Below are 15,671 nucleotides of genomic sequence, written 5' to 3'. Positions count from 1 at the left end.
GAATGCCAAAAGACACTCTACATTAAGATACGATAAAATTATTAAACACTGACGAAACCACATAACATACTTAATTTGCTCCTCTGCCTTGTCCTTTGCCACGCATATTACTATTCATGCGGTTGGTTTGGTGTGTATTAAATTCTGTCGGTGTCACTACACCATCGCTGTTGGTATCTATGCTTTCAAATGTTGGTGCGTTCCCCACATTTCTCATCATTTTGCCTTCATCGGCTTTTTGTGTCATGCGTTTTGCTTGTCCATCATAGAACTCTTTTTGAGTAATTTTACCATCATTGTTAAGATCATAGGTGGTAAATGTAGGTCTATTTTGTATGCCCTTACCTTTATTTCTACCCATACCTTGACCTCTTTGAGAATTCATACCTTTTCCCATGCTTTGATCACTCATCATTCCAGGGTTGTTCATCATACCTTGATCACCCATCATACCACGATTGTGCATCATGCCTTGACCATGCATCATGCCACGGTTGTACATCATGTTTTGACCATGCATCAGTCCAAGGTTGTACATCATCATATTTTGACCATGCATCAGTCCAAGGTTGTACATCATATTTTGACCATGCATCATGCCATAATTTCCACATTGACAGCAATTATTCATTTTCTTATTAGTTTTTTTAAAATATTTTTGTTGCTCTTTAGTCGTCATGGATTGCATCCGTTTTTGCATTTCTTTTCTAAAGTCTGCTCGTTGTTCAGTAGGTACATTTCCACGCATGCCCATCATATCTTCCATACTCATATGCTCAAAACTTTCTGCGCAAAGTGAAGCAGCCATTGCTGTTATTATTAATAGATATTTCATCATCTTTTCCTTTTTTGTAAATTCATATCATTTTTAGGCAGGTTTAAACCTGTCAACACATTCTTAGTCATAGTAATAATATTTAAACCTCCTGTTATATGATTTTTATGCCCAATTATTTATCAATGCTTTGAGTCTGCCAAAGATCACATGCATAAATGCTTTAAAAGAGGCATCAGCTTCTACTGCACTGAGTATGTCTTCAATACCAATCGTACTAAGCACTGTTTTACCGTTATCTTCATACAAAGAGAGACGACATGGAAGATATACAGAAAATTCTGGATGCATACTGAGTGCAGCTTGTGCCGAAGCTGGATCACAGAGTTCATATACAGTAATGTCTCTTTCTATAGGAAAGCCTTTTTCTTTAAGCAATGATTTGAAACTATACTCTTTAAGTATGCCAAATCCTTGTTCTTTGGCTTTAGCGGTTATTTCCTCTTTTACGCTTAAAATACTGCTATTAGTCTTTTGAGAATAAATCATCATCACTCCTTTGTGTTGATAGAATTTCGTTTAAACGTTCATGATACTCATCAGTATCGAGCTCTCCCTTTGCATAACGCTTATCCAGTATTTCTTTGGCAGAAGATCTTTTTTTATTATTTTTTTCTTTTAATTGATAGAAAATAAAAAATAACACTAAAAGTATAATTAACCAAAAACCAAATCCCATTCCAAATCCATGTAAATCATAATTATGCATGAACATCTCCTTTTAATAAGGTAATGAATCTCTCATCCATTATGCTCTTAATATAATAGATATATGTGCACTATGTGTGGAATAAAGATTTAATGAATTAAAAAAGTAATTAGATATCTTAGATAAATTATTTAGACTTAATGATTATTCTATAGAAAAATGATTTTGCATATAACTCCTGAAATCTTATGATCTAACAGTTTGGAGAAAATTTACTACATATATATTCCACAGACTCCTTATATAATTTAATTAATATTGATTTTGAAATGATATGAAGGATAAAAGATGAAAACATTTAATCAACCAATTGTGGTAGCTTTTCTTGTAGTTGTTATTCTTTTATCATTGCCATATCTTTTGCAAGATAGAAAGTTTAAAATATATAGTGATGAGGAGTTAAGAGAAGTAGCATTAAGGCGAGGAATGTTGCCGGTTCCTAAAACTTATGAGGAACTTTTAAAAGTTGTAAATAATCCACAAAACCCAATGAGTGTAAAAAAAATTGCATTAGGAAAAGAGCTTTATTTTGACTCTATTCTTTCAAGAAATAAAGATATCAGTTGTGTAACCTGTCATATGTTCAAAAAAAACGATAAAAATGTACTTCTTGACACTCTTTTATCCGATAATGATAGAACAAATTGTGTTGCTTGTCACTTAGGTGATCAAAGTGGCACAGATAGGCTTTCAACTGCGGTTGGACATAATGGCAGAGAAAATCCGTTTCATCTAAATACACCGACAATTTTAAATTCATCTTTAGCAAAATTCTTAACTTGGGACGGAGAGGTCAAAAGTGTAGAAGAAGAAGTAGGTATTTCAATACAAGCTTCTTTCGAGATGAATATGACACCAAAAGACGTAGAACAAAGATTAAAAGAGAATCACAACTATGTAACAAAATTTAATGATGCCTTTAAAGATGAACTTGAAAGTGGCAAAGAAGCAGTTAGTTTCAAAAATACACAAAAAGCAATCGGTACTTATGTCCGTACACTTCTAACAAGAGGTAGTTATGATAGATTTTTAGAGGGAGACAATGATGCAATTAATGATGAGGCGAAAAGAGGTCTGGCAAATTTTATAAATTTTGGATGCAAAGGGTGTCATACCGGCATGAGTGTTGGAGGTCAGGTTATTAAAAAATTTCCATTAAAAGATTTTATCAGTATTGATAATTTAGGTCTTAATTTTCCTTTTATACTAACTGACAAAAGCTTTCCCTTTGAAAATATTGGTGGATTTTTTGGTCAGGAAAATACTCAAAATTTCAGGGTTCCGATTTTAAGAAATGTTACCAAGACTTCACCATACTTTCATAATGGTGCTGTAGCAAAAATAAGAGAGGCTGTAGATATTATGGCCAAACATCAGGCCGGTCTTAATCTTACAGATACCCAAATAGATGAGATAGTAGCATTTTTAAAAACACTTGAGGGTGATATTGTTGATTACTCTACCGACAAATAGAATTAAAAAGGAGTATTTATGAAAACAATGTATATAAAAATATTTATAATTTTAATGTTTGCAACAGGACTATTGCAATGGAGTATATTTGATATAAAATGGGAATATTTTGCAACTATACAGGCTATTCATATAATAGGCTCTGTTGTAGTATCTATTTTTTTAATTATTCCGTTTGTAAATAAACATACATATAAATACTTGGTTATTGAAAAAATAAACAGTATAAGTGGTTGGTTGCTGGGGTTTACTCTTTTATTAAGCACCATTAGTGGTTTTTATCTATTTTTAGTTGGCAATCGAGGTGGAGATGCATTAGGGATTTATTCTTTTAATATCCATCTATATGGCTCATTTTTCCTAATATTCTTTTTCCTATATCATGTAAAAAAACAAAATACAAGCCCCAATATGCCTGTGATCATATTTGCGTCTATTTTAAGTACTCTTTACCCTACTGTGTCTTATAGTGATGTTGGTAAGTTGACCTTGATGAAACTTGAAAATAATGTAAGTAAATATCATAATGAAGAGTGGACAAATTCGGCCAAATGCAAAACATGTCATAGCGATATTTTCGATCAATGGGCAGATTCAAATCATAAAAATTTAGTAGCATCAAATCCTTATTATATGGTTATGGAAGGCATTGCGGCTGAAGTTGAGGGGGAAGAATTTAGGAAATGGTGTATGGGGTGTCATAATCCAAGTGCACTTACAACAGGGCTTGAAAAGACAGGTCATGCTATGGATGGTAATTTTTTAGCTAACGAGATTTTTGAAAGAGGAGCAAAAACGCTAGTAGATGAGTTAAAAACTTATGGTAATTCAAGACTTGAAGAGGGTATCTCCTGTATAGCTTGCCATAGAATAACAGATGCTAAAAGCAAAGGAAACGGATCGTATACTTTAGATTTAACAAATCGTAAAAAATATGCTTTTGAAGATAGCAAATCAAATTTAACTCAATGGTTAAGTGAAAAATTTATCAATTCCAAACCAAATATCCATAAAAAAAGTTATTCAAATCCACTCTATAAAAAAAGTAGCTACTGTGCCTCTTGTCACGATGAAACTTCCCCTACAACAGGAGCAAAGATAGTATCAACTTTTAAAGAATGGGAAAAATCATCATTCAATAATCCAAACAATCCCAAAGAGCATAAAACTTGTATAGATTGTCATATGACATATTTAAAAGAGGGTGAATTTTCTCCACTCAAAGGTAGGTCAACAGATGGTGGAAAAATCAAAAAAGATATAAAAGTTCACTATTTTTCAGGCTCAAATCATTTTTTATCTGGTCTTAAAAGTAAAAAACATGAAAATCAAATACTACAACTGCTTAGAACTTCAGCTGAGCTTGATGTAGAGATTAAAAATGCTCAAATTCATGTCGGAGTTAAAAATGTAGGAGCTGGACATCATTTACCAACAGGTGTAGCAGATTTTAGAGAGTTATGGCTTGAAATTACAGTAAAAGACAGAGATTCAAATATTGTATTTGAAAGCGGAAAACTTAAAGATGATGGAAATTTAGGTGAAGATGCAAGACCTTTTATGAAAGTGTTTGGTGATAAAGATGGGAAACCTGTAGGACTACTGTTTTGGAAGTATGAAAAACTTTTAAGTGATACAAGAATTCCAGCAGGCAAGAGAAGAGTAGAGAGTTACAATATACAAGAGAGTGAAAAATTAAAGTATCCTCTAACAGCAGTTGTAAAACTAAATTTTAGAATTTATCCTCAATGGGTAACGGATGCTGTCAAAAAAATGTATCCACAACTTCCGAATCCACCTGTTGTTGAATTGGAAAAAATAATAAAAAAGTTTCCAAAAAAATAAAAAAGTATTTGTCTCCTGATCGTAGAGGTATCCATAGTAGATATAGCTATTGGGTATGATTCAATATTATTCAGAAAACACTATACACCTTTTCACATTAAATCATAAAATATTATAATTTAAATACTTTTGGTACTAAAAAGATAAAAATATTTCTCTCTAAAATGATTAGTAGATTTAAAACCTTATAATCTAACATGTTTTATAAGGGTTATCGCTATAGTATAAAATAGTCCATATAGATAATTTTATAATCTATCAGTAGCCATTTTTACCCTCTAATTTAGATTACAGTGAATAGGATACAAATTAGAAGTTTAATAGCGTTATTTGTCCATTCTAGGCTTGTAAATAGCTACCAATTGCATTGCGAGAAACTTTCTAATGCTGATCTTTTTCGTTTAGATATTACAGTTTTTTCAAAAGACATTAAGATCTAACAATTTATTCGGGACAAAACTGTGCCAAACAGTAAGACGCAAATAGAAAAAAGTGTATAATTGTATTAATTTAGATTTGGATAATAAAGTATCAGGATGATAATAAATAAAGGGAATGTTGATCATTAGAAGTGGTAGTAAGAGAGGGACTTGAACCCTCGACCTCCGGCTTATGAGGGTGCTGGAAAGAAAGGAAAGTTCTATAGAACCGCACTTACGCGGGAGTTTCAGGGGTTCATTGTGCCAAATTCGGGTCATTTTCGTGCCTCAAAAAAAGTTTGCTTCCGCAAAACTATAGTTCAAAGTTTTTTGAATAATGCTTAAATTTTTTTGAAGTGAAAAACCACTATATATCTACACTCAATTAAAATTGCAAAAACGATTTATATACTGAAATAAGTTTGAAAAAATTTACCTTAGTTTCAAAACCCATTCAACCCGTCAAATGGATCATATTGTTGAAAAATATTAGGAGAATAGTTATAAGAGAAAACCTTATAAAGTTATATATTTTATAAGGTTTTAAGGAAACAAGAAGGAATACGGGGAAGATATTGAGTTGAACCTCGATGACTAGATAAAGCATCACAGACTATACTTACAATATTGTAGTGTATTAAATAATAAATGAAGGAAGCACATGAAGTTCACAGAAACCCAAAAAGAAAAAGCACTGAAACTCTCCGAAAAACTCTCATCAGATTTTGATGAAAAGGAGACAGGTGAGTTTGCTAAAAAACATACCAATGCTTCCTGGTATCATAACTTCAAACTCCTCTTTGACATGATCACTGACAAAGAGTATTCTGTAGATAAAAAAACGTATCTTATGATCGCCGGTGCTTTGGCTTATGTGGTTTTTCCTATAGACATCATCCCTGACTTCATACTGGGAGTAGGATTTCTAGATGATGCTTTTGTGCTAGGGTTTGTTGTTAAACAACTCACAGAAGAAATAGCCAGATATAAAAAGTTCAAAGGTCTTGTGTAATGGCAATAGTAACACTTAGCAGCAGTATAAAATGAAAAAGGAATTATCTTTGGGAAAAAAAATACTTTCTTTTCTTTTTGTAGCTTATACCTTTGTGTTGGGAATAAATACCTATGCAAATAATATGATAGAAAAAGATAAAGTCATTAACGTACCTATTCAAAAGATTTTACGTTTCATAGATACAAAAGAGGAGTATGGCAAATCCTGTGAAGAATACAGCTATATTTCTCCTGGGCAAAGACTAAAACTGCTCAAACAAAATAACTTTATGTTCGGAGATATTCTAAGTGAGGCTCTTTCTATTTCAAGTGTAGATCCAGATCATCTTGTAGAAACAAATCTTACTGAATGCAATATTCAAGATATGCATGTCAGTGAATATAAGTATAGTGAGACGCTTGAGTATCTCAATGAAGATATTGTCACCATAGAAGTATTTCAGTATTCATACGGTGCAGGTGCTGCACATGGTAATGGGCATATATCTCACTATATTTACGATAGAGAATATGGGATGGAACTAAATTGGAATGATTTCTTTGGTAAAAGTGAAGCGTTTGACAGGTATGTTTTGAATCGAGTGGTAAAAGAGATCGCTGATGAGGATTTTATTACTTATTTTAAAGCAAGTACTCAGTTGTTTAATTTTCGTAAAGAAGGTTACTTTGCAATCATTGATAAAGGTTTGCTCATACAGTACGGTAAATATGAAATTACACCAGGTTCATCAGGTCTGCCTTCTATAGTAGTTCCTAAAGAGGTTTTAAAACAGTATATGACCAAAGAGATGTATGAGACATGTTTCGGTACGAAAGACCAAATGATCATGGAGTCGTAGACCTTCTCTTCCTCTAGTGTAAATCATCAATTTATCGAACTCATTGGCATTGATGTTTTCTTTAATACTTTTCATTATAAAACCTCCTATATAGACTATTTTATAAGGTTTTATATTCTTGGTTGCATATTAATGGTCTCTACACATCGCTGTAGCGATAAACGTTATAAAATATGTTAGATTATAAGGTTTTCAGATTTATATAGAAAATCATTTTCCTATAAAATAATCACTAGCTTAACAATAATTTAATTTTTGTTTTTTGGCTAACAAGGATTAAAATTTTTAGTTAAAATTGAACTAAAATATTATATTGAGCTAGACTGATTCTATTACCTTTTTGATAGAGGAGTACATCCGTTAGTGATCTCTTTTCGTGTAGCTTTTATAATGGATTGCATCTTAATGTCATCCGTCACAGCCTCTCCAAGTAGTCTCAATGCATCATTTGAGCGGCCCGTTCGGCAGAGAAGATCAGCTAGATTGTTAAGTGCTAGGGGATGCCCTGGCTCAAGAGATAAGAGCTTACGATAGCTCTGTTCTGCATCAGTTAGCTGATGTGAATGATAATAGGCATTAGCTAATGCAAAAAGGATGTCAATATCTTCCGGCCAACGCAGCAGAGCGCTTTGATAAGCGATGATGGCATTATCCCTCAACCCTATTTTTTCAAGCTCATATGCAGCGCGCAGAAACATTTTCGATGATGATGATACCGGTAGGTGCCCTGGCGGCAGAAGTATAACTCCCCAATTACCGCTTCGTTTCCACAATGCGGCAAATGTTGCGATGGGCAATGCTTCATTCGCTCGATCGGAAAAATGCATCAAAATGGTTTGCTTTTCCTTATCATATCCTGTCACAGGTGCGTAGTGCCAGAGCGGATACCAGGAGTAGCCACGGTTGACCAGTACGATGACGGGATGTTGTTTTTTAAGTTCGGAGAAAAGCGCATCAAGCGTTGGATTCAAAGGGTAAACAAGTAGACCGTTAGCCCGTGCTGTGGCCACCAGTTCTACCTGTAGCGTACCGCCTTTTGCAGGAATCAATGTCCGTCCATCCAGTTCATGCCGTGATAAACGGGGAACATAGGATGTTGTTGATTGCCAATACGAGGAGATCATCTCGATGGATGTTGCACCACACAGATCAGAGCGTGGAGACACAAAAGGGACTTTGATATTTGATGAAGAATGATACTTGCCTGAAGGCAAAGGCTCTTTTGGCGTACAACCGCTCAGTATGATCAAAACAGATACTGCCAATGGTAAAGAGAGGTAGTAGTTTACTCCCACGTTACCGGACAGAGCGGGTAAAATCAAAAACTTTTGTAAGTCCAAGGATATCAGTAACCAACAAGACTATAAAAACAAAAACAGCGGCACCTACCACCGAACCGACTGCACTACCACCAGCTGGCAATGTCTCGATCTGATAAGCAATTTCCGATACCTCTTCATCCGTCATCGAAGCAATTCTCGCTTCAATCATTTTTGGATCAACATCCATCTGTCCCAATATTTTCGCTACATCTTCACGAGCAGTAAATTGAATGACTTTCTCTTTTGAAGATATTATTACCGACCGTTTAAAAAGTGCTTCCGTGGAAACCATCTGTGCCCATGAAGCCTGAGCAAGCAGTGTTATGCTTAAAATGAATGATAAAATAAGTTTTGAAATGTTCATGATAATCCTCTTTTATTAATTTTTGATCTCTTCTTTACTAGTGAGTATCTCTATTATAGATTCTAATTCTCTTACGGTTAAATACTCCTTAATATTTTGCACTATGTGCAGAGAGTACAACTGTTTCAACATGGAATGAGATTAACGAAAGTGATGCTTTTCTTATCCATATATCTTATTTTCAAAACCTTATAAAATATATAACTTTATAAGGTTTTAAGAACTTCTCTAAAAATTGGAGTTTTATTAACTTCAAAACATCAAGCACAAAAGACTTTTTTAAGAAAAACTGTTAAAAAATATAGTTTTTTGTTTTGAATGGTACAATACTAAAAAAAATCTTAAATGCATTTATCTTTTTACTATACTGAAGAGAACTAAAGAGTGGCAGGCACAATGAAATTAATTTACAAACTACTTCTTGGATATTTTTTAATCATTTCAATTATAGGTACTTTTTCAACCTTTATCTTAATGCATACAGTCAACAAAAGCTCAACGAATCTAAGTGTGTACAGAGAAAGAGAGATAACCTCTTTTGTTCAAATACTAAATGCAATAATTATAGATGAAGAAAATTTAAAAAATACAGAGTTCATTCAAAGTCTATTTGAATCTAGTATAGATAGATTACCTCATATAAAAAGACTCACGCTTCATACAGTCAATCCTAAAACAGCAAAATATACACATGTAGTAAGTACAGATAGAGATATTATAGGAACCCCATCACATACTGAAGATATTGATGCAATATTACAAAATAAAACAACTGTATTATATGAGACAGGCTCAGATGGAGAGCATTGGATAGACATAACGTATCCAATCACCAATAAACATAATAAAGCAATAGCTGCACTTGGTGCTGCAGTCTCTCTTCACGAATCGGATGAAATATTGAAAAAATCTATGCAACTTCTGAAAAATGATGCTCTTAATAATATTTTTATAGGTGTGATCCTAGCTATACTATTATCATTTATTTTCGTTTTTGTAGTTATACGAAAGATAGTTACTCCCATAACAAAACTAACAAATGCTACAAATGCTTTTTCAAAAGGAGAGTTTACACACACTATAGATATTAGTACTAATGATGAGATAGGTAACTTATCAACAGCTTTTAATAAAATGACTAATGAGCTTGATATGCTTCATTCATCAATGGAAGAACAGATACAAGATAAAACGGAAGAACTTAAAATGCAGTTTTTGAGTGATGCATTAACTGGTTTGCCAAATAGACAAGCACTGTTTGAAGAGATTAAAAAGAATAAAGAATTTCATGTAGCGATTATAGATATTGCATCCTTTAAAGATATTAATGACTTTTATGGTGTAGAAATAGGAAACAAAGTATTACAATTGGTAAGTAAAAAAGTAAAAATGTATCTTAGTGATTCTCATCTTAAAATATATCGTTTAGGGGCAGATGAAATTGCCATTTTAAACCTATCCATACTGAGTGAACATAAGTTTAAAGAAACGCTAAAACAGTTAATTAATAACCTTGAACACGACAGTTTATATTTTAGAGAAGAAGATATAGAGATAAATATATCACTGCATGCGGGTTTATCTTTTGAATCTTCACAGGCACTAGAAAAAGCCAATATAGCACTTACTAATGCAAAAAAAGAGCATGTTGACCTTGTAGTATTTAATAAAAAAATAGATGAAGAGAGCAAACAAGAAGAAAACCTTAATATGATTATTAAAATAAAGAATGCTATAAAAAATTATGATTTTGTGCCTTGCTACCAAGTAATAGTAGATAAAGATAGGAATATCATTAAGTATGAAGCTTTGGTTAGAATGAAAAATAATAAAGAGCTCATACATCCTTATTCCTTTTTAGATATTGCCAAAAGGACTAAATACTATAAACACATTACAAGAACTATGATATTTCAAACTTTTAAAGAGTTTGAACATAAAAATATCTCTTTCTCTATCAATATTGAAGCAGAAGACATCCTAAATGAAGATACAAAAAACTTTATTAAAAATCATCTTGAAGGTTTCAAAGACCCAGAGCGGGTAGTTTTTGAAATAGTAGAGAGTGAAAATATTCATAATATACCTGAGATAAAAGAGTTTATAGGGTTTATCAAAAAACAGGGTGCCAAGATTGCTATTGATGATTTTGGTACAGGATACTCAAATTTCACACATCTACTTAAGCTAGAGCCTGACTACATAAAAATAGATGGCTCATTAATAAAAAATATAGATACAGATAGTAAGTCTTATAATATTGTAAAAACATTAGTTAACTTTGCACACAATTTGAATATAAAAGTTATAGCAGAGTTTGTACATTCAAATGAAGTTTTTGATACTTGTAAAGAATTGGATGTTGATGAGTTCCAAGGTTATCTATTTGCCAAACCCTCTTTAAAAGTCAAAGATTAATTAGGTAAAAACCGAAATCTGACATTAATATTATTGGTTTATTACTTTGTATATTCAAAACCAGACATTTTTGATATACTCTAAATAGTGAAATATAGAAATAGAAGAACACTTTGATCCTTTAAAAATAGTTATACTCATTAAGGAGACAATATGAAAATCACGCACTTTCTCTACAATGCTTTCATAATAGAATCAGGTCATAAAAAAATCGCCATCGACCCAGGAGGGTTAATGTTTTATTTTTTTAGATTCACAACGTTAATCCCTAAATCTGAATGGAAAAGTATCACACACATTTTTGTCACCCATGGCGATCCTGATCATTATTGGCATGTAGATAGAGTTGCAGAAGTTTCAAATGCACCTATTATCTGTAATAAAACAATGGTGAGAAATATAAATGGAAAAAACCTGATGCTCGGTCCACGTGATAAAGGTCTGGCATTTACAACAGAAATTCATAATTTTCATACCCTTGCAGTTGATGAAATCATTGAGGTTGATGGCGTGTCTATAACCGGAATAAAAACAACACATGGTTCGCTTACGTTGAAATTCGGTCCTTTTTCCAAAACCCTGCATCCCGGCCCGCAAGAAAGAGTCGGTTGGGGAGCCATTGGTTTTGAAATTGAGCTGAATGGGAAAAAAATTGTTAACCTTGGGGATACTCTTTTGCATGAAAAAGAGTGGCAGAAGATTCATGAACCTGATGTATTGATGATACCTATCGGAGGAAAAATTATACATAATACCATGGATGAGCAAGAGGCTTTGCAGGCGATAAGTATCATAAAACCCAAGTTGGTCATTCCATGTCATTATAACTGCCCTGCATTTTTTACTAAAAAATACAATCCTGCTGCTGATATGATGTTTAAAAAGGAAGTTGAAAAAATGGGTATCGAGTGTGTAATACTCAAAATGGGTGATTCAGTCGATTTGAAAAATGATGAATAAGCCAAATCCCTTCATAATCTGGTTGAGTTTTATTGTACGCATGACTTTATTTGCCCTTGCACTAATGTGGCCAGCAGGTACCTGGCGGTGGTGGGAAGCTTGGGTAGTGATTGGACTCTGGACTATTTATGGACTTGTGATGATGATTTATTTATTACGTAATGATCCTGCGCTACTCGCAGAACGATTGAAGCTTGTGCCACTACACAAGGATCAAAAGGTTTGGGATAAGGTCTTGATGCTACTTTTTTTTATTGCAGGTATTGGTCTTTATCTGCTTCCTGGTTTTGATGTTATGCGTTATGAGTGGAGTGATCCCTTGCCTGTATGGGTAAGAGTTACTGCGATGCTTGTACATGTACCTTGCTTTGTGCTTCTGGGCTGGATAATGCGCGAGAACACTTATCTATCGCAGGTAGTAAAAATTGATAAAGAGCGTGGTCATAAGGTGATTACTACCGGGCCCTACGCACTGGTTCGTCACCCCATGTATACTGTAGTAATCATTTTACTGTTCGCTGTTCCCGTTGCACTTGGTTCTCGGTTCTCATTGTTCATTTCATTATTTTTGATGGTGTTGTTAATTGTTCGAACTTACCTTGAAGATCGTACATTACACACAGAACTGGTAGGCTATCCAGAGTATGCTAAGCAAACAATTTACCGACTAATTCCAGGAATCTGGTGAGTCTCAAGGAGAATTAGTGAAAACTGACATTATTTATCGAAGTAGATTCCGTTTTGTGTGGGAAGGGGTCGAGGGACTCATCTTATTACCGTTAATCCTTCTTTCATGGCCTTTGTCGAGACGATGGTTCGGTAACTGGGGAGCCACTACATTAGAATGCTCAAGACTATGGCCAGGAGATGTTCTCACACCATCTGTAATAAAAACCTTCACACGTGCTATTGATGTCGATGCTTCAGCAGAGATTGTCTGGTCATGGGTCGTGCAATTGGGGTTAGAGCGTGCTGGCTTTTACTCTTATGAGCTTCTTGAACGTATGGTTGGCATTCCAGTAAAGAATGTGGTAGTTTTACTTCCTGACTACCAGTTACTTGAGCTTGGGACAGAGATCAAATTGCACCCTAATGCACCTGCAATCCCGATAGGAGCTTTGTTAGAAGCACGTTATATCTGTTTTGGACAAATAGGAAACACAACAGCCAACACTCCCGACCCTCGTAGATCGTGGTCAATTTATATAGAGCCGCTTAATCAGAAATCATGCCGACTAATCCTTCGAAGCTGTATAGAAGAGCTTCGGGTACCAACATTGGGAAAACGCTTAGGTCTCGCACTCGAGGAACCCATCGACTTCCTGATGGAACAACGCATGCTTCGCACCATACGGAGACTCGCTGAAAATTTGGAATTATGATTTTGATTGTTCATTTTAAACGTTACATGAATTCATAGTTTACATAATTCATTATTCCCTGAAAAATGAAAACCTTATAATGTTATATATTTTGAGTTAATGGAAAATAAGATGTTTGGCTCTTACTTTCGTTTTTAAAAACAGTAGATGGTTGTCTCAATAATTTATTAGCAATCACTACAAGTATCTATATCGTATAATTTGAATGGATTTTTAGGCATTCATTTTTTTTATACAATTCTATGATTTTATAGTATACTATTAGTAGAAGACTTATGTAAGTCAGTATCACATACAAGCTGATCCACACGTTTATATTAAAAGATAAAGTCAAAGGATATACACATGAAGAACGCTACCATCAAATTGACAGTCATAACCCTTGCTATTATCGTATTTTCTACAACAGCCTACACTAAACAGCCAAATGTACTTCTCGTCGTTGCTGATGATATGGGGTATTCAGATATTGGTTCTTTTGGGGGTGAGATCAAAACCCCAACCCTTGATCAACTGGCAAAAGAGGGCATCCAAATGACCGGTTACCATGTTCTGCCGACCTGTTCCCCGACACGATCAGTGCTGTTGTCCGGGACTGACAATCACCGAGCCGGTATGGGAACAATGGAGGAAATAAGGACAGCTGAGATGCATGGTCATCCCGGTTATCTCGGCTATTTGAATTTTGAGGTTGCTGCCCTTCCGGAGGTACTAAAAAGCGGCGGATACCGTACTTACATGGCCGGTAAATGGCACCTTGGAAATGCAGTGGAAACCAGCCCACATGCCCGGGGCTTTGACGAGACATTTGCATTGATACCGGGTGGCGGAAGTCACTGGAGTGACAGAAAACCGCTCTCTCCACCACAAACCATGGTGTACCGAAGAAATGGAAAAGTTGTCAATTCATTACCGGCTGATTTCTATTCAACCCAATACTATACTGACAGGATACTCGAATGGCTCAAGCGTGACCGCAAAGAAAACAAGCCATTTTTTGTTTATCTATCTTTTACCGCACCACATGATCCTCTTCATGCACCCAAGGAGTATATTGCAAGATATAAAGGGGTGTACAATAAAGGCTGGGATGTCTTACGTCAACAAAGGCTACAAGCGATGAAAGATTTGGGTATTGTGCATAAAGATACACAAACGTTTCCGCGTTTACCCTCTGTAAAGGCTTGGAAAGATATGTCCAAAGAAGAGAGAGCCCTTGCTGCACGTAATATGGAGGTATATGCTGCCATGGTCGATTATATGGATGAGCAGATAAAGCGTGTACTCGACTACCTCAAAGAGATTGATGAATACGATAACACGATGATCCTCTTCTTTTCTGATAATGGTGCCAATGGTGCAGCTCCTACAGCCTATCCCGGGCAGACCGATAAATTCCTAAACTCATTTGATAACAGTCTCGAGAACCGTGGAATGCCTAACTCTTTCATTGACATGGGACCAGGGTGGGCACAGGCCAGCATGACGCCAAGTCGTCTATACAAGGGGTTCCCTTCTGAAGGTGGTATCCGCTCACCGCTTTTGGTTAAACTTCCTGGGAAAATGGATAATGCCGGAAACATGAACCATTCTTTTATGCATGTGCGCGACATCATGCCGACGATACTTGATATAGCTAATGTCACACCTCCTCAAAAGTTCAATGGCCACCAAGTGTACCCTATCCAGGGTAGTTCTATGCTGGCATTGTTTGAGGGGAAAGTCAGTACTCCTGATCCAAAAACCAGTCAGGTTGGATATGAACTCTTTGGGCTGAAAGCCTTTTTTGACGGCCCATGGAAAATTCTAAGGATGCCAAAACCAGCTGGAACAGGAGAATGGGAATTGTTCAACTTAACCCAAGACCCTGCAGAGATGAAGAATCTGGACAAGCAATATCCAGACAAACTAAAAAAGATGGTTGCTCAGTGGGAACAGTATCAGAAGGACAATGGGGTTCTGGATATCTCTTATGATCTATCGGAGATGGTCAAAAAACCGCACTAAAATAAGAAAAAGTGTTATGAATAATTTTGGTTTATTGTTAAGAAATTTTCTATAAACAATAGCTATACTAAGTAAATAGAAAAA

General features: G+C 34.9%; 14 protein-coding genes. 9 read left to right on the top strand and 5 right to left on the bottom strand.

Translation table 11 applies throughout. The annotated features are described in order from the left end of the window. Nucleotides 1-70: 70 nt before the first annotated feature. The 3 genes from ACLHDG_RS02460 to ACLHDG_RS02450 form a co-directional block, all read right to left on the bottom strand. Complete coding sequence (locus tag ACLHDG_RS02460) at nucleotides 71-835, bottom strand: DUF1104 domain-containing protein (protein ID WP_415407409.1); 765 nt, start codon at nucleotides 833-835, stop codon at nucleotides 71-73. Between the two features lie 105 nt (nucleotides 836-940). Then, nucleotides 941-1,324, bottom strand: a complete 384-nt coding sequence (locus tag ACLHDG_RS02455) for a DUF302 domain-containing protein (RefSeq protein WP_415407408.1) — start codon at nucleotides 1,322-1,324, stop codon at nucleotides 941-943. Then, nucleotides 1,302-1,544, bottom strand: coding sequence for an SHOCT domain-containing protein (locus ACLHDG_RS02450; protein ID WP_415407407.1), 243 nt, complete (start codon nucleotides 1,542-1,544; stop codon nucleotides 1,302-1,304). Before ACLHDG_RS02450 ends, ACLHDG_RS02455 begins: the two co-directional genes overlap by 23 nt. A gap of 288 nt (nucleotides 1,545-1,832) precedes the next feature. Here ACLHDG_RS02450 and ACLHDG_RS02445 point away from each other — a divergent pair, with 288 nt between their 5' ends. The 4 genes from ACLHDG_RS02445 to ACLHDG_RS02430 all read left to right on the top strand — a co-directional run bounded on the left by ACLHDG_RS02445 (nucleotide 1,833) and on the right by ACLHDG_RS02430 (nucleotide 7,134). Then, on the top strand, nucleotides 1,833-3,017 hold the full coding sequence (locus ACLHDG_RS02445; protein WP_415407406.1) for a cytochrome-c peroxidase: 1,185 nt from the start codon (nucleotides 1,833-1,835) through the stop codon (nucleotides 3,015-3,017). An 18-nt stretch (nucleotides 3,018-3,035) separates the two neighbouring features. Further along, the gene (locus ACLHDG_RS02440; RefSeq protein ID WP_415407405.1) at nucleotides 3,036-4,862 is read left to right on the top strand and encodes a multiheme c-type cytochrome; all 1,827 of its coding nucleotides are present in this window, start codon (nucleotides 3,036-3,038) and stop codon (nucleotides 4,860-4,862) included. 1,080 nt (nucleotides 4,863-5,942) lie between these two features. Then, nucleotides 5,943-6,293 carry a YkvA family protein gene (locus ACLHDG_RS02435; protein WP_415407404.1) on the top strand — a complete coding sequence of 117 codons (351 nt, stop codon included), beginning with the start codon at nucleotides 5,943-5,945 and terminating at the stop codon, nucleotides 6,291-6,293. Nucleotides 6,294-6,342: 49 nt separating this feature from the next. Further along, on the top strand, nucleotides 6,343-7,134 hold the full coding sequence (locus ACLHDG_RS02430; protein ID WP_415407403.1) for an RsiV family protein: 792 nt from the start codon (nucleotides 6,343-6,345) through the stop codon (nucleotides 7,132-7,134). Between the two features lie 332 nt (nucleotides 7,135-7,466). On the opposite strand, the gene ACLHDG_RS02425 is transcribed toward ACLHDG_RS02430, so the two are convergent. Together ACLHDG_RS02425 and ACLHDG_RS02420 are read right to left on the bottom strand one after the other, a co-directional pair. Beyond that, nucleotides 7,467-8,429, bottom strand: coding sequence for a PA2778 family cysteine peptidase (locus tag ACLHDG_RS02425; protein WP_415407402.1), 963 nt, complete (start codon nucleotides 8,427-8,429; stop codon nucleotides 7,467-7,469). A gap of 1 nt (nucleotide 8,430) precedes the next feature. Further along, nucleotides 8,431-8,820, bottom strand: coding sequence for a PA2779 family protein (locus tag ACLHDG_RS02420; protein ID WP_415407401.1), 390 nt, complete (start codon nucleotides 8,818-8,820; stop codon nucleotides 8,431-8,433). 396 nt (nucleotides 8,821-9,216) lie between these two features. Here ACLHDG_RS02420 and ACLHDG_RS02415 point away from each other — a divergent pair, with 396 nt between their 5' ends. From ACLHDG_RS02415 to ACLHDG_RS02395, 5 genes are all read left to right on the top strand, one after another. After that, nucleotides 9,217-11,238: an EAL domain-containing protein gene (locus tag ACLHDG_RS02415; RefSeq protein ID WP_415407400.1), complete on the top strand. Its 2,022-nt coding sequence runs from the start codon at nucleotides 9,217-9,219 to the stop codon at nucleotides 11,236-11,238. Between the two features lie 153 nt (nucleotides 11,239-11,391). Further along, on the top strand, nucleotides 11,392-12,198 hold the full coding sequence (locus ACLHDG_RS02410) for an MBL fold metallo-hydrolase (protein WP_415407399.1): 807 nt from the start codon (nucleotides 11,392-11,394) through the stop codon (nucleotides 12,196-12,198). After that, entirely contained in the window at nucleotides 12,188-12,886 is a 699-nt protein-coding gene (locus tag ACLHDG_RS02405; RefSeq protein ID WP_415407398.1) for a methyltransferase family protein, read from the top strand. The genes ACLHDG_RS02410 and ACLHDG_RS02405 overlap by 11 nt, the downstream gene beginning before the upstream one ends. Before the next feature lie 16 nt (nucleotides 12,887-12,902). Beyond that, nucleotides 12,903-13,580 carry a hypothetical protein gene (locus tag ACLHDG_RS02400; protein WP_415407397.1) on the top strand — a complete coding sequence of 226 codons (678 nt, stop codon included), beginning with the start codon at nucleotides 12,903-12,905 and terminating at the stop codon, nucleotides 13,578-13,580. 345 nt (nucleotides 13,581-13,925) lie between these two features. Further along, entirely contained in the window at nucleotides 13,926-15,587 is a 1,662-nt protein-coding gene (locus ACLHDG_RS02395; protein ID WP_415407396.1) for a sulfatase-like hydrolase/transferase, read from the top strand. The last annotated feature ends 84 nt before the right edge of the window (nucleotides 15,588-15,671 follow it).

The organism is Sulfurovum iocasae (assembly GCF_047716765.1).
Lineage (GTDB): Bacteria > Campylobacterota > Campylobacteria > Campylobacterales > Sulfurovaceae > Sulfurovum.
Note: the sequence above shows the minus strand (reverse complement) of the source record. Positions and strands in the feature narration are given on the sequence as shown.